We start from the raw sequence: 20,124 nt of genomic DNA, 5'->3' as shown, positions 1-20,124 counted from the left end.
AAATCACGCTACACTCGCCTCATGAGTGGGGCTGAACTTCACGCCGTTTTCGACGTTGCAGCATGGGGCGCGGCCGCGCTCGCCATGTGGTGGCTGTCGCGCCTGCGCGGGCTGCAATTCCCCCGGCAATCCTTCGAGCTGCCCTACATCGCCGCGCTGCTGTTCGGCGCCGGGATCGGCGCCTACATCTTCGGCACGCTGAACCTGTGGTTCTCGGGCATCGCGGGCGTCGCCCGCTCGGTCGAGGGCGCGCTGGCCGGCGGCATCGCCGCGATCGAGCTCTACAAATGGCGGCACGGGATTTCGCTGCGCACCGGCGCGCGGTTCGCGCTGCCGCTTGCGATCGGCGTCGCGGTCGGCCGTCTCGGCTGCTATTTCGCGGGGCTCGAGGATTTCACCTATGGCACACCGACCACGCTGCCCTGGGGCCATGATTTCGGCGACGGCGTGCTACGCCATCCGGTGCAGCTCTATGAAAGCCTGGCGATGGCGGGGTTCGCGGCATTCTATGTCTGGGCGGTATTGAACCGAAATGCCGCCGTCATCACCAACGGATTCTACCTCGTGCTGTTCTGCTACGGGCTGCAGCGCTTCCTGTGGGAGTTCATCAAGCCCTATGGCGCACTGATCGGACCATTCTCGCTGTTTCACCTGCTGTCGCTGTTTGTCATGATTTACGCCGCCGTCATGCTGGCGACGGCGCCGAATGTGAGCTTGAAGCATGAACGCGCCGCTGCGTAAGGCACGCCCTTACATCTTCTGGGGCCAGACCCAGTCGCTCTGCGAAACCTGCCTGGCCCTGGTGCCGACCAAGATCCAGATATCAGGCAACGAGGTCTGGTACGAGAAGCGCTGCAAGCAGCATGGCGTGCAGTCGACGCTGGTCTCGACGGATGCGGCCTATTGGCGACTGTGCAAGGATTTCATCAAGCCCGGCGACCGGCCGCTCGCGTTCCAGCGCCACACCGAATTCGGCTGCCCCTATGACTGCGGGCTGTGCCCGGACCACGAGCAGCACTCCTGCCTGGCGCTGATCGAGATCACCGAGCATTGCAATTTGACCTGCCCGGTGTGCTTTGCGGATTCCTCGCCGGCGCGCACCAGCTTCACGCCGCTGGCGAAGATCGAGAAGATGCTGGACGCGCTGGTCGCGAGCGAGGGCGAGCCCGACCTGGTGCAGATCTCCGGCGGCGAGCCGACGCTTCATCCGGATTTCTTCGCCATTCTGGATGCGGTGCGCGCCCGCCCGATCCGCCATGTCATGGTCAATACCAACGGCCTCAGGATCGCGCGCGAGCCCGACTTCGTGGCGAAGCTCGCCGAGAACAAGCGCGGGCTCGAGGTCTATCTGCAGTTCGATTCGCTGAGGCGCGAGGCCCTGGTCAATCTGCGCGGCGCGGATTTGCGAAAAATCCGCCAACAGGCACTGGAGAATCTCGAGCGCCACGGCGTCTCGACCACGCTGGTCGCGACCATCAAGCGCGGCGTCAACGACGGCGAGATCGGCGACATCGTCCGCCACGCGCTGACCTGGACGTGCGTCCGCGGTGTCACGCTGCAGCCGGTGCAGGACGCCGGCCGCAACGAGCATTTCGACAAGGACACCGACCGCATCATGCTGTCGGAGATCCGCCGGCGCGTGATCGAGACCGGGGTGTTCGGCGCGAACGACATGATCCCTTTGCCCTGCAATCCCGAGAGCATCTCGATCGGCTACGGCCTGCGCAACGGCGACAAGGTGCTGCCGTTGACCTCGCTGATCCCGCAGGAGCAGCTCATCGCGGTGATGCCCAACACCATCAGCCCGGAGAAATATCCGGTGTTGCGGGAGAAGTTCGTCGACCTGTTCTCGCTGTCGTCGGGGCCGCTGAACACCTCGGAGCGAGTCTGCGAATTGCTGTGCTGCCTGCCGAGCTTCGAGGTGCCGGAGGGGCTGAGCTACGAGAACGTGTTCCGCGTCACCATCGTGCAATTTCTCGACCGCTTCAATTTCTGCGTCGGCAACGTCAAGCGAAGCTGCATCCACTTCGTCACCGAGAGCGGCGCGATCATCCCGTTCGACACCTACAATCTGTTCTACCGTGACGGAAAGATCGACGGCATCCGCGCCGCGATGGCCGGCCAGACCTACCGTGAAGCCCGGCGAAGCGAGGAGGTGCTGCGATGAGCGAGACCAATCCACCGCCCATCCCGCCTGCACCACCGAAGCCACCCTACCAATACATCCCGCCGCCACCGTCGCCACGCAGCGGCTGCGCCACCGCGTTCATGGTGCTGTTCGGGCTGGTCCTGCTGCTGCCCGGGCTCTGCGCCCTTCTGTTCGGGTTCGGCGTCCTGAGCGAGTCGAAAACCGATCCCTCCATTCTCTTCCTGATCCTGCTCGGGCTCGCGGTCTGCTTCGCCGGCGTGATGCTGATCCGCGCCGCGATCAAGGGACGGAGCTGACGGACCATTCGACGACGCATGTCCGACACCGACGAGCCGCCCCCGGAACGATCATCGACGCCGCCTTCGGCCGCGGAAGGCTGCCTGTCGATGCTGATGCTGCTGATCGGCATCGTGTTGTTGCTTCCCGCCTTATGCGTCGTAATGGCTGGCCTCAAATCCGGCATCACGTTCAGAGCGGCCGACCTCCCTATCCTGCTCGTCATTCTCGCGATCGCCCTCGTTGGTGGCTGGCTGGTCTGGTTGGCGACGCGTCCGCGAGAGCGCTAGATCGGCAAATCCCGTGAGCAATTCCGACACACCCCCGCCATACAGGCCTCCGGAACCCAGGCAGCGCAACGGCTGCCTGACCGCCATCATGCTGGTCGTCGGGCTGATCCTGCTGATCCCGGGGGTCCTGTGCGCCATTCTCAACGCCAAGATGGGCGCCGGGGCCGGCGACCCCATCACCATGTTCGTGATGATGGTGGCGCTGGGCGGGCTTGGCCTGATCGTGTTCGCGATTACCCGGAAGTAAGACCTGAAAGCCCTCAAAACCGCCTTTGGAACGAAAATCAGCCCTCCAAACACCCAATAAATCATTGTTTTTTGGCGTTTTCTGACTATATTGCGCCGCAACGCGCAAGGTGCCCGGTCCTCTGACCGGGCTTCCTTTTTGGGGTGATGCGTCCCCGTCAAATTTCTTGGGTATGAGCGTGATCCGGGCCCGAATGGGCCACGCGAGCGAGCGGCCGGCCAAACTGGTCCGGCGAGATCGCGCATCTGACCATTGCACGACCAGAAGAAGAGCCATGAACCTTCGCAACGTCGCCATCATCGCCCACGTCGACCACGGCAAGACCACCCTCGTCGACCGCCTGCTGCAGCAATCCGGCACCTTCCGCGAGAACCAGAAGGTCACCGAACGCGCCATGGACTCCAACGACCTGGAGCGCGAGCGCGGCATCACCATCCTGGCCAAGGCCGCCTCGGTGCAGTGGAAGGACATCCGCGTCAACATCGTCGACACCCCCGGCCACGCCGACTTCGGCGGTGAGGTCGAGCGTATCCTCAACATGGTGGACGGCGCGCTGGTGCTGGTCGACGCCGCCGAGGGCCCGCTGCCGCAGACCAAATTCGTGGTGTCGAAGGCGCTCAAGATCGGACTGAAGCCGATCGTCGTGATCAACAAGGTCGACCGTCCCGACGCACGCCCGACCGAAGTCATCAACGAGGTGTTCGACCTGTTCGCGGCGCTCGACGCCAGCGAAGAACAGCTCGACTTCCCGATCCTGTACGGATCGGCCAAGCAGGGCTGGATGGCGGAGAGCCCGGAGGGTCCGAAGGACCTCGGCATGCAGCCGCTGTTCGACCTGATCGTACGCCACGTCGAGCCGCCGAAGGTCGAGGAAGGTCCGTTCCGCATGATCGGCACCATCCTCGAGGCCAACCCCTATCTCGGCCGCATCATCACCGGCCGCATCTCCTCGGGCTCGATCAAGCCGAACCAGCAGGTCAAGGTGCTGTCCGCCGACGGCAAGCTGATCGAGAGCGGCCGCCTGACCAAGATCCTCGCCTTCCGCGGCCTTGAGCGCACGCCGCTCGAGGAGGCCGAGGCCGGCGACATCGTCGCGATCGCGGGCCTCACCAAGGGCACCGTCGCCGACACCTTCTGCGATCCCACCGTCGAGACGCCGCTGCCGGCGCAGCCGATCGATCCGCCGACGGTGTCGATGTCGTTCATCGTCAACAACTCGCCGCTCGCCGGCACCGAAGGCGACAAGGTGACCTCGCGCATGATCCGCGACCGCCTGATGCGCGAGGCCGAGGGCAATGTCGCGCTGCGCGTCGTCGAGGCCGCCGACAAGGATTCCATGGAAGTCTCCGGACGCGGCGAATTGCAGCTCGCGATCCTGATCGAGACCATGCGCCGCGAGGGCTTTGAGCTCTCGGTGTCGCGCCCGCGCGTCGTGCTGCAGAAGGACGAGGCGACCGGCGCCTGGCAGGAGCCGATCGAGGAAGTCGTGATCGACGTCGACGAGGAGCATTCCGGCGTCGTCGTGCAGAAGATGAGCGAGCGCAAGGCCGAAATGATCGAGATGCGCCCCTCCGGCGGCAACCGCCTGCGGCTGGTGTTCTACGCGCCGACCCGCGGCCTGATCGGCTACCAGGGCGAGCTGCTCACCGACACCCGCGGCACCGCGATCATGAACCGCATCTTCCACGGCTATGCCGCCTACAAGGGCGAGATCCAGGGCCGCCGCAACGGCGTGCTGATCTCCAACGACCAGGGCGAAGCGGTGGCCTATGCGATGTTCAAGCTGGAGGACCGCGGCCCGATGATGATCGAGCCGGGCTGGAAGGTCTACAAGGGCATGATCGTCGGCGAGCACACCCGCGACAACGACCTCGAGATCAACGTGCTGAAGGGCAAGCAGCTCACCAACATCCGCACCACCTCGAAGGACGAGGCGGTGCGCCTGACGCCGCCGATCCGGATGACCCTGGAAAAGGCGCTCGCCTATATCGAGGACGACGAGCTCGTCGAGGTGACGCCGAAGTCGATCCGGCTGCGCAAGAAGCACCTCGACCCGAACGACCGCAAGCGCGCCGAAAAGGCCAAGGAAGCTGTAGCGTAAGCTGTAGCTTAAGCGATGGCGTAAGCCCCACTGTCATGCCCCGGCTTGACCGGGGCATCCAGTACGCCGCAGCCTGTCGGCTTAATCTCATCTGCCTCCGGAATACTGGATCACCCGCATGCGCATGCGCGGGTGATGACAGTTATGCGTGGGGTGACTTTAGGCGTCTTTCCAGACGTGCTAGAGCCGGGACATGAATTCCCTTCCCTCCACGGTCGATGTTGCCATCATCGGCGCCGGCGCCGCAGGCCTCGGTGCCGCGAATGCGCTGAAGGACTCGGGCCTCTCCACGATCGTGCTGGAAGCCCGCGACCGCCTCGGCGGCCGCGCGCATACGATTCAGGCCGCGCCTGACGTGGTGTTCGACGTCGGCTGCGGCTGGCTGCACTCCGCCGACCGGAACAGCTTTGTCGGCATCGCCCGGCAACTCAACTTCGAACTCAACAAGGACCTGCCGCCGTGGCGCGAGCGCGCCTACGGCGAGGCGTTCCCGCAGGCCGCTCGCGACGACTTCACGCACGCACTCGACCAATTCTACGACCGCATCGAGCAGGCGGCGCAGCAGGGCAAGGACTGCCCGGCCAGCCTGTACCTCGAGCCCGGCAACCGCTGGAACCCGATGATCGATGCGATCTCCACTTATGTGAACGGCAGCGAGCTCGACCAGGTCTCGATCCTCGATGTCGATGCCTATGAGGACACCGACATCAATTGGCGGGTGCGGCGCGGCTATGGCACGCTGGTCGCGGCCTATGGCGCGCAGGTGCCGGTCGCGCTGAACTGCGAGGTCAGGCTGATCGATCACTCCGGCAAGCGCATCCGCATCGAGACCTCGCGCGGTGTGCTTCAGGCGGACAAGGTGATCGTCACCGTGCCGACCAACCTGATCGCCGATCAGGCGATCCGCTTTTCGCCTGCGCTGCCGGACAAGCTCGACGCCGCGCGCGGCTTGCCGCTCGGCCTCGCCGACAAGGTGACGCTGGCGCTCGCCGAGCCCGAGGAGTTGCCGAAGGAAGGCAATCTGCGCGGCGCCACCATGCGCACCGAGATGGGCACCTATCACATCCGCCCGTTCGGCCAGCCCTGCATCGAAGGTTTCTTCGGCGGCCGTTTTGCGCGACAGCTCGAAAATGCCGGCGACGGCGCCATCGCCGCGCACAGCATCGACGAGATCGTCTCCTTCCTCGGCAGCGATTTCCGCCGCAAGCTGAAGCCGCTCAGCGAATCCCGCTGGGCCCACGACCCGTTCGCCCGCGGCTCCTACTCGCACGCACTGCCCGGCCACGCCGACAAGCGCGCCGTACTGGCCGCGCCGGTCAATGGGCGGCTGTTCTTCGCCGGCGAAGCGACGTCGCCGGAGTTTTTCTCGACCGCGCATGGCGCGCGGGACTCGGGGGAGCGGGCGGCGAAGGAAGTGGTGACGGCGACCAACCGACCCGAATAGCTGCCCGGCAGCAAGGCCGCCTCACTTTTTGAAAACAACGTCTCTATGAAATTTCAGATAGTGCGGGTTTGGATAAAGGGTTTGATCCTTCGGAAGATTGATCAAACCGCTTTGATTGAGAAGCCTAACAGCATCTTCCGGAACGTGGTTCTTGGAAACTAGTATCTTGTAATCGTCGCCAATTGAGATCAGCCCTCGATCAAACATCCAGTGCACTGTTCCGGACAACGCCAGCCCGTTTCGAACTGAGTCGGGTCCGTTTGACGCCACTGGCTGAATGTGTGCCGCCTGCACTTCGGGGCGGCCCCCGCCGTTGATCAACCGCAAACCTGTAATGGCACATCTGTTGGAATAGGCCGCTCGTACACTGTGCATAAATGATTTTTCTCGAAACGGCCGGGAAACAACCATTTCGACAACTGGTCGTTCGAACGGTGTTGGCGGTTCGGAATATCCAGGTGGCGACGGCGCCTCCAGCGAAGGCACCTCGCCAAGAATTGGCGCAAACCCAGCTCGCAAGATCCGGTCGAATTCATTATCGGGGATGAGCCGTACAGCTCGACCAAACGCCCCCTTATTGGTGCTGCCGTCATCCTTCTCGAGCGCACTCTCGTAGTATTCGCCCTGCTCCTGAAACGGGACGACCGTGTCGAAATCCAGATACGTCGCGCTATCGATAATTGCAAAGTAATGGTCTGGTAATTCGACGTCCTCAATCACTGAACCAACGCGAGCGACACCGAAATACGATTGACGACCTCCCCTACTTGAAAGGTCAGAGCTCGATCTTCGTGGTTCATAGTAGACGATATAGTCGCCGACGGTCTGCTGGACATAATTGAGGTATGTGCGCGGAAAGTGATACCTCTCTTCGGGCAGGTCCTTGTAGCTCGGCGTAACCTTTGAAGTAAAAACTGCCTTGGCCATAGACGAAACCTTCGCGCACAACTATCTCAGCGCCATTCAATCTAAAGTGGCTCTTATTATTTGGATAGTCTCCGACCTCCAGCCTCTACTCCAGCACCCGTGCCCGCATATCCGCATCCGGCACGAAGCACGTCTCGTACTTGCCGAAAATGCGGTAGCGATTGCGGGCGATGAGGCTGTAGACGGCGTCGCGCAGCGGCTTGGGCACGGCGAACAGTGTGCGGGTCCAGCCCCAGCCGGGCAGATGGCTCAGCACCGTCAGCGCCGCGTCGGATTTCATATAGGCGACGCCGCCATGGACGACGGCGTTGGTGTCGGGGTCGTCAGGATCGATGCCGAACGCCCTTGCCAGCCGCGTGCCGTAGCCGGACTGGATCGGCGTGAAGCGGAAGCGGCGTGCCGTGTCGCGGGCGATGACGAAGCGGACCCAGCGCGAGCAGAAGATGCAGACGCCGTCATAGAGGATCACGTCGTCGTCGGGCCAAATGCTCATCGGTTATCCAGGGTCAGCAGCGCGACCAGCATCAGCACGATCGCAGGTCCCGTCTTCACCAGCGCGCCGAGCGGCTCGATCCAGAGATCGGGCGTCAGGATCGCCGATCCCGCCATGTAGCCGAGCGAGGCGATGATGCCTGCGATCAGACCGAACGCCGCGGTGCGGCGGATCGCGATCAGCGCCCCGATGCTCATGTCCGTCAGGCTGGTCAGCACCGTGACCGGTCCGACCAAGGCGGGCGGGAATTGGTGCGCGCGCAAGATGCCTGCCGCGGCGTCATAGGAGACCACCAGCGCGATGAAGCCGGATGCGACCCAGAACAGCACGAGGCTTACGAAGATCAGCGCCTTGATCAGGAACAGCCGCGCGAACCATTTATCCTGAATGGTCGCGGGGCGCCCGCCGACCGCTTGCGCGATTGTCTTCGGCACGATGCCGGTCGCTTGCATCCAGCCTGCGGGATCGCCGGTGACGCCGCGGCGCAGCTCGGCGATCGCGGTGGAGCGCAGCGGCGGCATCCAGCCGAGGCGGCTTGCGAGATCGCCGAGGCGGGCGCCGAGATCGATCAGGAACGACGGTGTCGCGATGCGGAGGTGCTTTGCCGTGCCGAACGACCGGCGGAACTGGGCGATGACGCCGCCGAGCGAAATCGGCTGCTGCTGCATCAGGTCCCATGTCACCGATCGCACCGCTTCATCGGCGACATCGCGCGCCGCAAGCCAGGCGATGGTGGCGGCGATATCCTCGATTGCAACCGGCTGGAACGGCGTCGCGGCCTCCTCGGCCGGCAGATCGACCGGCAGCGCGGCCAGCGCGCGCAGCATGGCGCTGCCGCCATAGGCCGAAGGCGCGATGACGAAGCCCGGGCGCAGGATCGCATGAGGAATCCCGGACGCCGCGATCAGCCGTTCGGCCTCGCGCTTGGTGGCGCTGAAGGCGGTGCGGTCCGCATCGGCCGTGCCGGGAATCGAGATGTGGACGAGACGGATGGCGCGGTGGCTGTCACGGATTGCCTGCAACAGCCGCGCGACGAGGTCGCGATGCACCGCGCGGGTGTCGCTGCCCGGGCCATCCTGCAGCACGCCGAGGCAGTTCACGACGATGTCGACCTCGTGCGTGCGAAGCAGCTGCGTCAGCGCCGCGGCATCCATCGACATGACAGGCAGCTCGATGTCGGCCGCGCTCATTTTCTGCGCCGGCGCGAAGTGCCGCGCGATGCCGATCACGTGAAAGCCGCGCGCCCTCAGATCGTCGGTGATGGTGCGCCCGATCAGGCCCGACGCGCCGAGCACGAGGATGTTGTGTGATGCGTCGTCACTCATGGAGCCCTGGACTATCTGGTGTGGTCATTCCGGGGCGCGAAGCGAACCCGGAATCTCGAGATTCCGGGTTCGATGCTTCGCATCGCCCCGGAATGACGACACTGGACTAAAATGGTTTCGCGATCATCAGCCAGAGGATGATCATCACGGAGCCGAAGCCGGGAATACCGGACAGGACCCAGCGGCGAAACAGCGCAAAATAACGCGGCGGCAGCGGAAGACCTTTTTCGACGGCCGCCTGCGCGAGGTTGCGCATCTCGATCTGCATGAAGACGACGGGAACCCAGAACACGCCGGCCAGCGCGTAGAGCGCAAGCGAAACCACGAGCCAGCGCTCGGTGATGCTCGTTGCCGACAGCAGCATCAGCAGTCCGCCGCTCACCGGCTGCAGCAGCACGGCGGTCAGCGTGAAGATCATGTCCGCGATCACGACGGTCGCCGCCGTGCGCGCGATGAACACCGCATCCTGCGTGCGGTGCGCCGCCAGCATGAAGAAGGCGATGCCGGTCCCGGTGCCCAGGACCACGATGGCGCCGAGCACGTGCAGATATTTGATCAGGAAGTAGAGCGTCATCGCAGTCCGCTCGTGATCGGGCCAACTTCGGCGCGCACAAATACCGCCGCTGCCATAGGCCGGTCGGGCGCGAAAATCCACTGCGGCGGCGCAGGCGTGGCGCGGTCGGAGTACCCACATCGCGTCTGGATTCGCTCGCAGAATCCCGGCCGCGAATCAGCCCCGAATGAGCTTTTTCCAGCTATGGCCATGTCATACTGCGCTCGCGATACACGCTTTGCACAGCTCCGGATCGGCGGTTGGCCGCTTGAACTCCGGCAAGTGTCCTCTTTCGGAACAAGTTCTCACGACACTGATGCAGAAAATCCACAGATTAACCGATAATTAACGATGGACCTTGAAGGCGGCCCGCCGACTTGCTTTGATTACACCCATGAGCACAACGCTAATCGAGGTCCGGCCGGCCAAAGCTGCAGACGCGGCGGCGGTGGCGTCTACCCATGACGAAGCCTGGCGCTCGGCGTATCAGGGAATCATCCCCGGCGCCGAACTCGAAAAGCTGATCAATCGCCGCGGCCCGCAGTGGTGGGACAGCGCCATCCGCAAGGGCAGCCGCGTCAGCGTGCTGGTGTTCGGCGACCGGGTCGCGGGCTACGCCAATTACGGCCGCAACCGCGCCCGCAGCCTGCATTTCGAAGGCGAGATCTACGAGCTCTATCTGCGACCGGAATTCCAGGGACTTGGCTTCGGCCGGCGCCTGTTCGCCTCCGCCCGCCGCGACCTGATGCAGAGCGGCCTCAAGAGCATGGTGATCTGGGCGCTGTCCGACAACGAGCCGGCGACCGAGTTTTACCGTGCGCTGGGCGGCCGGATGGTGGCGCGCTCCTCGGAGCGGTTCGGGCCCAAGTCGCTCGACAAGGTCGCTTTCGCCTGGGCGAACTGAAAATCCTGCTTCTCTCGCAGCTGCAGCAAGGCTAAACCAGCCTCAAGCGCTGCGCGCGTCGGCCAGCCCGGCCTCAAGGCCGGGGCTGGTGCCGTTTTGCGGCCCGGCGGCGCCAACCAAAAAATCACATCGTTCTCAACTTCCAGAGGCCACGCGGAGCAATCCATGCGTATCGACGCCATATCGATCGGAAAAAATCCGCCCCACGACGTCAACGTCATCATCGAGGTTGCCGTCGGCGGCGAGCCAATCAAGTACGAAATGGACAAGGAGGCCGGCACGCTCGTGGTGGACCGCTTCCTCTACACGCCGATGCGCTATCCCGGCAATTACGGCTTCATCCCGCACACGCTGTCCGGCGACGGCGATCCCTGCGACGTGCTGATCGTCAACACCCGCGCGATCGTGCCGGGCGCGGTGATGAGCGTCCGCGTGGTCGGCGTGCTCCTGATGGAGGACGAGGCCGGCGGCGACGAGAAGATCATCGCGGTACCGTCATCGAAGCTGACCCAGCGCTACGACAAGGTGCAGAACTACAACGACCTGCCGGACATCACGCTGCAGCAGATCCAGCACTTCTTCGAGCACTACAAGGACCTCGAGAAGGGCAAGTGGGTGAAGGTGCTGCGCTGGGGCGACGCCGACGAAGCCCGCAAGCTGATCCTCGAAGGCATCGAGCGCGCGAAGAAGAAGTGACTAACCTCGCCCCGCTTGCGGGGAGAGGTCGGATCGCATGTAGCGGAGCGGAATGCGATCCGGGTGAGGGGGTACAGGTCTCTCGACAATCCCACCTCGGAGAGGGGCCCCTCACCCCAACCCTCTCCCCGCAAGAGCGGGGCGAGGGAGCATTTCACACCGCCGGCGCCGGCAGGCCGGCAATCGCGCAGGCGGCGCGCAGCGTGTTGACCAGGAGGCACGCCACCGTCATCTGCCCGACGCCGCCGGGCACCGGCGTGATTGCGCCGGCGACATTGAGGGCTTCCTGGAACGCGACATCGCCAACCAGTTTCGGCTTGCCCCCGGGCACCGGGATGCGGTTGATGCCGACATCGATCACCGTCGCGCCCGGCTTCAGCCAGTCGCCTCGCACCATCTCGGGCCGGCCGACCGCGGCATAGACCAGATCGGCCTGGGCACAGAGCTTCGGCAGATCGCGCGAGCGCGAATGCGCGATCGTCACCGTCGCGTTCTCGTTCAGCAGCAATTGCACCAGCGGACGGCCGACCAGATTGGAACGGCCGATCACGATCGCGTTCATGCCCTCGAGCGAGGCGTGCACGCTTTTGGTCAGGATGATGCAGCCGAGCGGCGTACAGGGCGACAGCGCGGCCAGGCCCCCGGCGAGCCGGCCGGCATTGCTGGGGTGCAGGCCATCGACGTCCTTGGCCGGATCGATCGCGTTGATGATGGTCTCGGTGTGCAGCGATTTCGGCAGCGGCAGCTGCACCAGGATGCCATGCACCATGGGATCGCGGTTGAGCCGCGCGATCAGCGCCAGGAGATCGGCCTGCGACACGTCCTCCGGCAGCTTGTGCTCGAACGAGGCCATGCCGGCGGCCTGGGTCTGGGTGTGCTTGCTGCGGACATAGACCTCGCTCGCGGGATCATGGCCGACCAGCACGACGGCGAGCCCCGGTGTGAGCGCATGGTCGCGCTTGACGCGGGCGACCTCGTCGGCGACGCGGGCGCGAAGCTCGGCGGCGATGGCTTTTCCGTCGATGATGCGGGCAGTCATGTCAGTCCCTTGTCTGCTGGTTCGGCTTGGCCGCCGTCAGTTTCCTCAACGTATCGCCGAGCCCTTTCGGATCGCCGTCCACCGCGACCTGCTTGAGCCGCGAGGTGGCGCCGGACAACAGCTTCACCCTGGCCTTCGGCACGCCGAGCGCCTTGGCCAGCAGCTCAGTCACCGCACGATTGGCCTCACCGCCCTCGGCGATGGCGCGCACCCGCACCTTCACCACCGAACGGCCGTTGGCCAGCGTTTCGATCCCGTCGATGTCGTCGCGACCGCCGCGCGGCGTCACGCGCAGCGCGATGCTGATGCCCTCGGTGGAATAGCGCCACGGATCCATCAAGGCCCCGTCGAGAAAGGGTCAGATCACGTTGGGATAGATGTAATAGGCGATCACCCGCTGGATGAACATGATGATCAAAATCACGATGATCGGCGAGATATCGAGCCCGCCCAGATTCGGCATCACGTTGCGGATCGGCCGCAGCACCGGCTCGGTGATCCGGTAGAGGAACTCGGCCACCGCGGAAACGAACTGGTTGCGCGTGTTGACCACATTGAAGGCGACCAGCCAGGACAGGATGGCGGAGGCGATCAGCAGCCAGACATAGAGGTCGAGGATGATGATGACGATGTCGAGAACAGCGCGCATATGAGGGGGGCTCGCGGGTAAGACAACCGATTGAAGCGCAACGAGACCGGACTGAGCCGCCATCGCGCTTCTTGATTGAGCAGGATCGTTTCGGAAAACCGCTATGCACTGGGGGCTGGCGCGGTCCGCCGGGTCGGGATCACGCTCTAAATATCGGTTCATCCCCCCGCAAACAAGGGAAGTTCCCGGCGGGATGGGCCGAAAACCGCGCTTTCACCGTTCTTGACTTGACCTTGGGCGGGACTGTAAATGGCGCCCGACTGACGGCCGGGATACTCAGCAACACCCGGCCGCGATGGGGCCATAGCTCAGCTGGGAGAGCGCGTCGTTCGCAATGACGAGGTCGGCGGTTCGATCCCGCCTGGCTCCACCACGCTTCGCCCTTCGGGCTACGCGTGGCGCAGCCGCGCAGGAGCCTGAAGGGCGAAGCGTGGTGTCCGGCGAAGCCCAAAGGGCGAAGACGGACCTTTAACCCGGCACTCCCCCCTCACGTCCCCGTAAACCGCGGCGGCCGCTTCTCCACAAAACTCGCGACGCCTTCCCTGAAATCATTGCCCCTCAGCGCGATCTGCATCTCGCGGTTGGCATCGATGGTGGCTTCGGCGAGCGTCTGGAACGGCACGTCGTAGACCTGGCGCTTGATCACCGCGATCGCGCTCGGGGAGACGAAATCGGCGAGGTCGCGGGCGTAGGCATAGGTTTCCTCGCGCAGCTTCTCCGGCGAGGAGAGCCGGTTGACGAGGCCGATGCGCAACGCCTCCTCGGCCGACACGCGCCGCGCCGACATCAACAGATCGAGCGCGTTGGCGTGGCCGACGATACGCGGCAGCATCCAGCTGATGCCGTGTTCGGCGATCAGGCCGCGCCGCGCGAAGGCGGTGGTGAACACCGCGGTGTCGGCGGCGAAGCGCAAATCGCAATACAGCGCGTGCACCAGGCCGATGCCGGCGGTGGCGCCGTTGAGCATCGCGATCACGGGCTTCCTGATCGCGGGGTAGTAGGCGTAGCGCGTCTGCCAGTCGGCGCGCCGGTTCATGTCGAACGGGATGTTCTCGCCGCGCCTGACCTCGTTGGGATCGATTCCCTTCAGCGCGTCCATGTCGGCGCCGGCGCAGAAGCCGCGGCCCGCGCCGGTCAGCACGATGACGCGAACGTTGTCGTCGTTGGCCGCCGCCTCCATCGCGTGGCGCACGTCGCGCTCCATGATCGCGGTCCACGCATTCATGCGATCGGGGCGATTGAGCGTGATGGTCGCGATCCTGTCGCTGACCTCATAGAGGATGTGCTCGTAGCTCACGGCGATCTCCCTGTGCCTTGTTGTTATTGATACGCGCGGCGATACGGCCTGCGCCCGGCGGCCGACAGTAACACATTCACGAGAATGAAAAGCCGGCGCGAAATTCCGCGTGGCGGCTATTCCGCGGCCTGCAGCAGCTGCCGTTGCGGAACGCGCGCGATCCAGCCGTCGATGAAATGCTTCAGCCACGCGCGCTCGGCGGCATCGTGGACGGCGCGCTCGGCGAAGTGCAGATGGCCCGGCTGTGCGCCCGGCGAATCCATCCGCGCGCAACCGCGTGTGGTCCAGCGATGCATCATGGCGTAGGTCACGTCGGGATGGAATTGCAGGCCGAAGGCGTTGCCGAACTGAAACGCCTGCACCGGGAAATCATCGCCCGCCGCAAGCAGGCCGGCGCCGGCGGGCAATTGAAATCCCTCGCCGTGCCAGTGATAGACCCGCGCCGGCCAGTCCGGGCAGAGCGCGCGGCCCGCATCGGTCGGCCTGACCGGATAATAACCGACCTCGACACGGCCTTGCGGATGCGGCGCGACTTTGGCGCCGAGCTGCCGCGCCAGCATCTGCGCACCGAGGCAGATCCCCAGGAACGGGCGCTGCTCACGCAGCGCAACGGCGATCCAGTCGATCTCGCGCCGCACGTAGTCGTCGCCGTCGTTGGCGCTCATCGGACCGCCGAAGATCACCGCGCCGGCATGCGCGTCGAGCGTTGCGGGCAGCGCGTCACCGAAGCGCGGGCGGCGGATGTCGAGGCGGTAGCCCAGCTCGCGCAGGGCGTTGCCGATCCGGCCGGGAGTCGATGTCTCCTGATGCAGCACGATCAGCACCGGCCGCAGCGGGGTCTGGTCCGAGACCTCAGCCGTGGCCGAGGTCGGCCTTCGGCTGGCGAAGGGCACCACGACGCGGCTCTGGTCAGACCGGAACGACATTGCCTCTGCTTAAAGTTTCGGCACGTAAGGCGCGATCATAGCTAAGTGGTCGTTAACATCGTGTGAGTTTGCGCACACCCAGACGAAGCAAATCGCGGGCCAGAAAACAGCCTTAACGGCGACGCGTGGGACGTTTTTCAGGGCAGCTAGAGCGTTTTCGAGCGAAGTGGATACCGGTTCGCGTGAAGAAAACGCGTCAAAACAAGAATCTAGAGCCCCGTTCCGATTCCATCGGAACGGGAAAAGCTCTAGCGCTTGCGGAGCTGAAATCCGCCGACCGCCGTCAGGATGAAGGAGCGCGGAAACAGCCGGAGCAGGAACGGCACCAGCTTGATGAAGGCGCCGGGCAGCACCGCGCGTTTGTTGGCCATCAACCCGCGATAGGCCTGGCGAGCCACCTCTTCCGGCGTAACGTTGAGGATGGCGGAATCGAATCCGGGGGCAAACCCGGCGCGATCCTGAAACTCCGATGGTACCGGGCCCGGGCAACACACGGTGACACGCACGCCCTGCGGCGCCAGCTCACAGCGCAACGCCTCGGAAAACGACAGCACATAGGCCTTGCTGGCGTAGTACACGGCCATGCCGGGGCCCGGCAGAAATCCGGCGATCGAGCCGAGATTGAGGATGCCGCCGCGGTTGCGGATCAGCTGGTCGGCAAAGCGCAGCGTCAGATCGGTCAGCGCGCGGATATTGACATTGATGATGTTGAGCTGCTCGGAGCGGTCGCGCTCGATGGCGCGGCCGAACAGGCCGAAGCCGGCATTGTTGACGAGAAATTCGACCTCGACCCCGGCGTCGGTCAGAGCCTGCGCGATCCGATCGCCCGCATCGCTGTGCTGGAGATCACAGGGGATCACAATCGGCGCTGCGCCGCCCTTGGCCCCGAGCTCGTCGGCAAGCGCCTTCAGGCGGTCGGCGCGCCGCGCCACCAGCGCCACACGGTGACCATTCGATGCAAACACGCGCGCCAGTTCGGTGCCTATGCCCGCCGATGCCCCGGTTATCAGCGTCACACGCTCGGTCACGTTTCAAACTCTTACTGCAAATTCTAGTGAGGTCCCCAACAAGGCGACGAGAGCATAGGGATGCGGTGGGACGCAAGCCGTGTGTAAGCTTGTGGACAGCGGCGAGGCACTGGTTTTGTGATGAAACGCCAGATTTTCAGTCGGATCGCCCACAATCGCGGCGGACATTAAAATTTCGTCATCCGTGATACCGGTGACGATGCGTCCGCCGGCGCGGGCTATCGCGTCAGATTGCGGCGTCCGCCGTACCCCAGGGGCCCTTTGGCAGCGCCGCCTGCTTCTCGGCGACCCGATGCTTGAGATCGATGCGGTCGCGCGAGGAAATGCCGAGCAGATCCGCGGCGCGCCAGACCACATTGTCCTCGAACTCGCTGACCTGGCCGTCGGCATAGACCAGCTCCCACATCATCTCGACAATGCGCAGCCGTCCCTCCTCGTTCACCGAGCGCATGATCACACTGGTAAAGTGATAGAGATCGACGGCCTCGCCCTCGACGCGCATGGCAGAGGCGATCAGCTTGTCGGCCGCGCCGCGATCGAGCTGGAAACGGCTCTCGATCAGGCCGTGCAGCTTGCGCGTCTCGGCAGGCGTCGGCTCGCCGTCCAGCGAGACGACATGCACCAGCAGCGCCGTCGCCGCCAGGCGATAGTCGCCGTCATCGAAGGTGCGGTCGGCCTGAGCATCGGGGGAAACGATATCGGCAATGAATTGGCGAAGTCCGTCGAGCATCGTTCTCTCTGTGGAATGAAGCCTGCCTGATTTGAGCGTGATCTATCCGGCTACACGTATTTCCGGATCATGCTCCGTTGAAATCTATATGGCGTGGAAACAGAACCGGTGCAATCCGCGCAGGTTCCCGCTGCGACATTACGTTTCGGCAAGCATTACGTTTCAGCAATATGACTACGGTATCTCGTACACCACGAGCTTGTCGGCAATGCCGCGCAGTGCCGCTTCCTTCTGGATCGGCTTGATCGCGGCGCGATCGAGAATGCCCGCGACTTCAGCCGATTCCATCACCGGCTGGGTCAAGTGGATTTCCTGCGAGGTCGACAGGCTCTGCACCCTGGCTGCGATATTCACGGTCTGGCCGAAATAATCCTGCCGCTCGTTCAGCGTCACCGCGAGGCATGGCCCCTCATGGATACCGATCTTGACGATCAGATCCTCCTTGCCGCGCTCGGTGTTGAGCTGCTTCATCGCCGCCCGCATGCGCAGGCCCGCCGACAATGCATGCTCTGGCCGGATGAAGGTCGCCATCACGGCATCGCCGATCGTCTTCACGACGGCGCCGTGCTCGGAAGCGATGATCTCGAGCAGCGCGTGGAAATGCGCGCGCACCAGATCGAATGCGGCGAGATCGCCGACCCGCTCATAGAGCGCGGTCGAGCCTTTGAGATCGGTGAACAGGAAGGTGAGCGCGGTGATCTTCAGCCGCTGGTCGACGGTGAGATTGTCGGCCTTGAACACGTCGCGGAAGGTCTGGTTCGACAGCATCCGCTTCGCGGTGAGGATCGGCTTGCGCTTGCCGAGCAGTTCATGCAACGCATCGGCCGCGACCCACACCGCAGGCAGGACGCGGGTGTCGGTCTGGTTGTCCAGCGACAGCCGGAGCGGCCCCGGCCGCAGCACCGTAGTGCCGGTCGGCGCCTGCAGCTTGTTGAACACGATCGAGAACTGCTGGCGCTCCGTGGTCGGCTCGCCCTGCACGTCGAAGAAATGCGCCGAGTGCGTCACCGGCTCGAACACGATCAGGAACTGCTTCGGCAATTGCAGCGATAGCAGCGCCTTCTCGCCGGCCGGCAACTCCAGCGATTCCAGCGTGACCTCCTTGAGCAGGCGCTCCAGCGAGTCTTCGTTGAGCTCGATGCCCGAGCTCCAGAACATCTGGCGGACATATTCCCAGATCGGCAGCGTATTCGGATCATGCGCGCCGATGCGGCGCACGCGTGGGCTGACGGTGAAGGCGACCTCGACCAGATCGTCGACGGACGCTTCGTATCCGGCCGCGCACAGCGCGCAATTGTAGTCGTCATGGCGCAACGACTTCAGCGTCGAATGCGCATCGAGCACGCCGCCGCAGCCCGGGCACAGCACATTCCAGCTCATGTCGAACAGGCCGAGCCGCGACGCATGCAGGAAGCCGGAGATCACCTTCTCCTGGTCGAGCCCGGTCCGGTTCGAGAAATCCAGCAGATTGATGCGATTGAGATCCCGATCGTGACCGTCCGCGATCAACTGCTGCATGGCATCGACGACGGCCGGATCGGTCGTCTGCCTGAGGACTGCGAAATGGGCCTGCGTATCGCTCATGGTGAGCCCCTAGATGAGCATTGGGACACCGCCGCGCAAGGTCAGCGCGGCTTGATCGTAAACACCGGCGAGCGGTTCGGCTGTGTCGTCACCACGCCGATCGGCAGCACCGGATCCTTGTCCGCCAGCGCGACGCGGAATGCGCCGACAATCTTCGCAAGCGCGAGCGTCGCCTCGACCAGCGCAAAATGCGCACCGATGCAGACCCGCGCGCCGACCCCGAACGGCAGATAGGCGAACCGATCGGGCGGCGTTCCCGTCATGAACCGCGCCGGCACGAACGCGTTCGGATCGCGCCACAACTTCTCATGCCTGTGCAACAGCCACGGCGCGATCAGGATTACGTCACCCTTCCTGACCGGACGGCCCGCGATGGTATCGGGACCGCCTGCTGCACGCGCGATCAGGAACGCCGGCGGATAAAGCCGCATGGTTTCGTCGATCACCGCGCGGGTGAATTTCAGCCGCTCGATGTCGAGCGCGCCAGACGTCGCCGCGCTCCCGACTTCTGCTGCCAGTTGCTCCTGGGTCAGGGGATCGAGCGCCAGCAGATAGAGCGCCCAGAACAGCGCGGTCGCAGTCGTCTCGTGGCCGGCCAGGATCATGGTGGCGACCTGGTCGCCGAGTTGGGCATCGGTAAAGGCCTCGCCGGTTTCAGGATCGCGCGCGGCGCCCATCAGGTCGAACAGGTCGCGCGCCGGCGCGTTCTCATCCTTGCCGGCCGCACGTCGCTCGGCCATCAGCATGCCGACGAACGCGGTCCAGCGCTTGCGGAAACGGGCGCGCCGGAAATCCTGCGGCGTCGGCCAGTTCAACGGCAGTACCAAATCCAGCATGTGCGGCCGCGCCAGCGTGTTGCCATACTCCATCACGAAGTCGCGCAGCGCGGCGCCGTGGCGATCCATGCCGAACGAGAACATGGTGCGGCCTGCGATCTCCAGCGTCATCCGCTGCATCGCCTCGCGCAGATCGACCGGGCCGCCACTCGCGGACTTCAGCTTGGCGATGGTCTCGTCGACCGCCGCGATCATGTAAGGCACCAGCGTCGTCACCGCGCGCGGCGTGAACGCAGGCGCCAGCGTGCGGCGCTGATGTTTCCACGCACGCCCTTCGGCGATCAACAGCCCCTCGCCCAGCATCGGACGCAGCACGCGAAGGCCGGCCGGCGTGCGGGTGTAGTTCTCGTAATTGTCGACCAGCACATGGCGGATCGCATCCGGCGTGTTGAGGATGAAGCTCGAATGGTTGAGAAAGCGGCCCTGGACGATGTCGTCCTCATAGGCGCGCTGGCCCCAGGTCTCGATCGGCGAGTTGCGCATCACCCGCATGCGCGCGAACGCGCCCATGTCGTCCGGCGCGCGCGGCGGCGCCGGCGGGACCAGGGGACGCCGCGTGACCGTGATATCGTAGACTTCGGCTATGCTCATGGTCCTCGCTTCCTGCCTCACGCGACGGCCGATCCGGCC

The 20,124-nt window shown here is 64.4% G+C and carries 22 protein-coding genes and 1 tRNA gene; 10 read left to right on the top strand and 13 right to left on the bottom strand.

What is annotated here, in order from left to right:
- Window positions 1-21 precede the first annotated feature (21 nt).
- From AC1VNY_RS31605 to AC1VNY_RS31575, 7 genes are all read left to right on the top strand, one after another.
- Window positions 22-741: a prolipoprotein diacylglyceryl transferase gene (locus tag AC1VNY_RS31605; protein ID WP_482408100.1), complete on the top strand. Its 720-nt coding sequence runs from the start codon at window positions 22-24 to the stop codon at window positions 739-741.
- Window positions 722-2,167 (top strand): radical SAM protein, encoded by a 1,446-nt coding sequence (locus AC1VNY_RS31600; protein WP_482408099.1) that lies wholly within the window; start codon window positions 722-724, stop codon window positions 2,165-2,167. The genes AC1VNY_RS31605 and AC1VNY_RS31600 overlap by 20 nt, the downstream gene beginning before the upstream one ends.
- Window positions 2,164-2,445 carry a hypothetical protein gene (locus tag AC1VNY_RS31595; RefSeq protein WP_482408098.1) on the top strand — a complete coding sequence of 94 codons (282 nt, stop codon included), beginning with the start codon at window positions 2,164-2,166 and terminating at the stop codon, window positions 2,443-2,445. The genes AC1VNY_RS31600 and AC1VNY_RS31595 overlap by 4 nt, the downstream gene beginning before the upstream one ends.
- An 18-nt stretch (window positions 2,446-2,463) precedes the next feature.
- Complete coding sequence (locus AC1VNY_RS31590) at window positions 2,464-2,715, top strand: hypothetical protein (RefSeq protein ID WP_482408097.1); 252 nt, start codon at window positions 2,464-2,466, stop codon at window positions 2,713-2,715.
- A gap of 88 nt (window positions 2,716-2,803) precedes the next feature.
- Window positions 2,804-2,962, top strand: a complete 159-nt coding sequence (locus AC1VNY_RS31585; protein ID WP_482408096.1) for a hypothetical protein — start codon at window positions 2,804-2,806, stop codon at window positions 2,960-2,962.
- 274 nt (window positions 2,963-3,236) lie between these two features.
- On the top strand, window positions 3,237-5,063 hold the full coding sequence (gene typA / locus AC1VNY_RS31580) for a translational GTPase TypA (protein ID WP_016847242.1): 1,827 nt from the start codon (window positions 3,237-3,239) through the stop codon (window positions 5,061-5,063).
- A 193-nt stretch (window positions 5,064-5,256) separates the two neighbouring features.
- On the top strand, window positions 5,257-6,507 hold the full coding sequence (locus AC1VNY_RS31575) for a flavin monoamine oxidase family protein (protein WP_482408095.1): 1,251 nt from the start codon (window positions 5,257-5,259) through the stop codon (window positions 6,505-6,507).
- Between the two features lie 21 nt (window positions 6,508-6,528).
- Here AC1VNY_RS31575 and AC1VNY_RS31570 read toward each other — a convergent pair whose 3' ends face one another.
- The 4 genes from AC1VNY_RS31570 to AC1VNY_RS31555 form a co-directional block, all read right to left on the bottom strand.
- Entirely contained in the window at window positions 6,529-7,434 is a 906-nt protein-coding gene (locus AC1VNY_RS31570) for an HNH endonuclease (protein WP_482408094.1), read from the bottom strand.
- 85 nt (window positions 7,435-7,519) lie between these two features.
- Window positions 7,520-7,927, bottom strand: a complete 408-nt coding sequence (locus AC1VNY_RS31565) for a thiol-disulfide oxidoreductase DCC family protein (protein ID WP_482408093.1) — start codon at window positions 7,925-7,927, stop codon at window positions 7,520-7,522.
- Window positions 7,924-9,252 (bottom strand): SDR family oxidoreductase, encoded by a 1,329-nt coding sequence (locus AC1VNY_RS31560; RefSeq protein WP_482408092.1) that lies wholly within the window; start codon window positions 9,250-9,252, stop codon window positions 7,924-7,926. Before AC1VNY_RS31560 ends, AC1VNY_RS31565 begins: the two co-directional genes overlap by 4 nt.
- Window positions 9,253-9,358: 106 nt before the next feature.
- Complete coding sequence (locus tag AC1VNY_RS31555) at window positions 9,359-9,826, bottom strand: DUF2269 family protein (protein WP_482408091.1); 468 nt, start codon at window positions 9,824-9,826, stop codon at window positions 9,359-9,361.
- Between the two features lie 373 nt (window positions 9,827-10,199).
- Here AC1VNY_RS31555 and AC1VNY_RS31550 point away from each other — a divergent pair, with 373 nt between their 5' ends.
- Together AC1VNY_RS31550 and ppa are read left to right on the top strand one after the other, a co-directional pair.
- Window positions 10,200-10,709 (top strand): GNAT family N-acetyltransferase, encoded by a 510-nt coding sequence (locus tag AC1VNY_RS31550; protein ID WP_028343770.1) that lies wholly within the window; start codon window positions 10,200-10,202, stop codon window positions 10,707-10,709.
- 165 nt (window positions 10,710-10,874) lie between these two features.
- Entirely contained in the window at window positions 10,875-11,405 is a 531-nt protein-coding gene (ppa, locus tag AC1VNY_RS31545; RefSeq protein ID WP_028343771.1) for an inorganic diphosphatase, read from the top strand.
- Window positions 11,406-11,559: 154 nt separating this feature from the next.
- Here ppa and folD read toward each other — a convergent pair whose 3' ends face one another.
- The 3 genes from folD to AC1VNY_RS31530 are packed head-to-tail and all read right to left on the bottom strand — an operon-like array spanning window position 11,560 to window position 13,093.
- Window positions 11,560-12,444, bottom strand: coding sequence for a bifunctional methylenetetrahydrofolate dehydrogenase/methenyltetrahydrofolate cyclohydrolase FolD (gene folD / locus AC1VNY_RS31540; RefSeq protein ID WP_212058118.1), 885 nt, complete (start codon window positions 12,442-12,444; stop codon window positions 11,560-11,562).
- Between the two features lies 1 nt (window position 12,445).
- Window positions 12,446-12,781, bottom strand: a complete 336-nt coding sequence (locus tag AC1VNY_RS31535) for a DUF167 domain-containing protein (RefSeq protein ID WP_016847251.1) — start codon at window positions 12,779-12,781, stop codon at window positions 12,446-12,448.
- Between the two features lie 21 nt (window positions 12,782-12,802).
- Window positions 12,803-13,093, bottom strand: coding sequence for a YggT family protein (locus tag AC1VNY_RS31530; protein WP_016847252.1), 291 nt, complete (start codon window positions 13,091-13,093; stop codon window positions 12,803-12,805).
- Window positions 13,094-13,390: 297 nt separating this feature from the next.
- Between AC1VNY_RS31530 and AC1VNY_RS31525 the strand changes: the two genes are divergently transcribed.
- Window positions 13,391-13,466, top strand: a tRNA-Ala gene (locus tag AC1VNY_RS31525).
- A 114-nt stretch (window positions 13,467-13,580) separates the two neighbouring features.
- Here the strand turns inward: AC1VNY_RS31525 and AC1VNY_RS31520 are convergent.
- The 6 genes from AC1VNY_RS31520 to AC1VNY_RS31495 all read right to left on the bottom strand — a co-directional run bounded on the left by AC1VNY_RS31520 (window position 13,581) and on the right by AC1VNY_RS31495 (window position 20,085).
- Window positions 13,581-14,390, bottom strand: coding sequence for an enoyl-CoA hydratase (locus tag AC1VNY_RS31520; protein WP_482408090.1), 810 nt, complete (start codon window positions 14,388-14,390; stop codon window positions 13,581-13,583).
- A 116-nt stretch (window positions 14,391-14,506) separates the two neighbouring features.
- On the bottom strand, window positions 14,507-15,316 hold the full coding sequence (locus AC1VNY_RS31515; RefSeq protein WP_482408089.1) for a glutamine amidotransferase: 810 nt from the start codon (window positions 15,314-15,316) through the stop codon (window positions 14,507-14,509).
- Window positions 15,317-15,564: 248 nt separating this feature from the next.
- On the bottom strand, window positions 15,565-16,344 hold the full coding sequence (locus AC1VNY_RS31510) for an SDR family NAD(P)-dependent oxidoreductase (RefSeq protein ID WP_482408088.1): 780 nt from the start codon (window positions 16,342-16,344) through the stop codon (window positions 15,565-15,567).
- A 226-nt stretch (window positions 16,345-16,570) separates the two neighbouring features.
- Window positions 16,571-17,074 carry a tellurite resistance TerB family protein gene (locus AC1VNY_RS31505; protein ID WP_016847256.1) on the bottom strand — a complete coding sequence of 168 codons (504 nt, stop codon included), beginning with the start codon at window positions 17,072-17,074 and terminating at the stop codon, window positions 16,571-16,573.
- Window positions 17,075-17,248: 174 nt separating this feature from the next.
- On the bottom strand, window positions 17,249-18,658 hold the full coding sequence (locus tag AC1VNY_RS31500) for an adenylate/guanylate cyclase domain-containing protein (RefSeq protein WP_016847257.1): 1,410 nt from the start codon (window positions 18,656-18,658) through the stop codon (window positions 17,249-17,251).
- Window positions 18,659-18,699: 41 nt separating this feature from the next.
- A complete protein-coding gene (locus AC1VNY_RS31495; protein ID WP_482408087.1) occupies window positions 18,700-20,085 on the bottom strand; it encodes a cytochrome P450 in 1,386 nt (461 codons plus the stop codon).
- Window positions 20,086-20,124 lie beyond the last annotated feature (39 nt).

Source organism: Bradyrhizobium ferriligni (assembly GCF_056837965.1).
The sequence above is the reverse complement of the archived record's forward strand: the minus strand, read 5'-3'. Positions and strand labels throughout refer to the sequence as shown.

Coding starts and splice junctions, on each gene's coding strand:
- AC1VNY_RS31605 (WP_482408100.1), top strand. CDS start 22: ATGAGTGGGGCTGAACTTCACGCCGTTTTCGACGTTGCAGCATGGGGC.
- AC1VNY_RS31600 (WP_482408099.1), top strand. CDS start 722: ATGAACGCGCCGCTGCGTAAGGCACGCCCTTACATCTTCTGGGGCCAG.
- AC1VNY_RS31595 (WP_482408098.1), top strand. CDS start 2,164: ATGAGCGAGACCAATCCACCGCCCATCCCGCCTGCACCACCGAAGCCA.
- AC1VNY_RS31590 (WP_482408097.1), top strand. CDS start 2,464: ATGTCCGACACCGACGAGCCGCCCCCGGAACGATCATCGACGCCGCCT.
- AC1VNY_RS31585 (WP_482408096.1), top strand. CDS start 2,804: ATGCTGGTCGTCGGGCTGATCCTGCTGATCCCGGGGGTCCTGTGCGCC.
- typA (WP_016847242.1), top strand. CDS start 3,237: ATGAACCTTCGCAACGTCGCCATCATCGCCCACGTCGACCACGGCAAG.
- AC1VNY_RS31575 (WP_482408095.1), top strand. CDS start 5,257: ATGAATTCCCTTCCCTCCACGGTCGATGTTGCCATCATCGGCGCCGGC.
- AC1VNY_RS31570 (WP_482408094.1), bottom strand. CDS start 7,434: ATGGCCAAGGCAGTTTTTACTTCAAAGGTTACGCCGAGCTACAAGGAC.
- AC1VNY_RS31565 (WP_482408093.1), bottom strand. CDS start 7,927: ATGAGCATTTGGCCCGACGACGACGTGATCCTCTATGACGGCGTCTGC.
- AC1VNY_RS31560 (WP_482408092.1), bottom strand. CDS start 9,252: ATGAGTGACGACGCATCACACAACATCCTCGTGCTCGGCGCGTCGGGC.
- AC1VNY_RS31555 (WP_482408091.1), bottom strand. CDS start 9,826: ATGACGCTCTACTTCCTGATCAAATATCTGCACGTGCTCGGCGCCATC.
- AC1VNY_RS31550 (WP_028343770.1), top strand. CDS start 10,200: ATGAGCACAACGCTAATCGAGGTCCGGCCGGCCAAAGCTGCAGACGCG.
- ppa (WP_028343771.1), top strand. CDS start 10,875: ATGCGTATCGACGCCATATCGATCGGAAAAAATCCGCCCCACGACGTC.
- folD (WP_212058118.1), bottom strand. CDS start 12,444: ATGACTGCCCGCATCATCGACGGAAAAGCCATCGCCGCCGAGCTTCGC.
- AC1VNY_RS31535 (WP_016847251.1), bottom strand. CDS start 12,781: ATGGATCCGTGGCGCTATTCCACCGAGGGCATCAGCATCGCGCTGCGC.
- AC1VNY_RS31530 (WP_016847252.1), bottom strand. CDS start 13,093: ATGCGCGCTGTTCTCGACATCGTCATCATCATCCTCGACCTCTATGTC.
- AC1VNY_RS31515 (WP_482408089.1), bottom strand. CDS start 15,316: ATGTCGTTCCGGTCTGACCAGAGCCGCGTCGTGGTGCCCTTCGCCAGC.
- AC1VNY_RS31505 (WP_016847256.1), bottom strand. CDS start 17,074: ATGCTCGACGGACTTCGCCAATTCATTGCCGATATCGTTTCCCCCGAT.
- AC1VNY_RS31500 (WP_016847257.1), bottom strand. CDS start 18,658: ATGAGCGATACGCAGGCCCATTTCGCAGTCCTCAGGCAGACGACCGAT.
- AC1VNY_RS31495 (WP_482408087.1), bottom strand. CDS start 20,085: ATGAGCATAGCCGAAGTCTACGATATCACGGTCACGCGGCGTCCCCTG.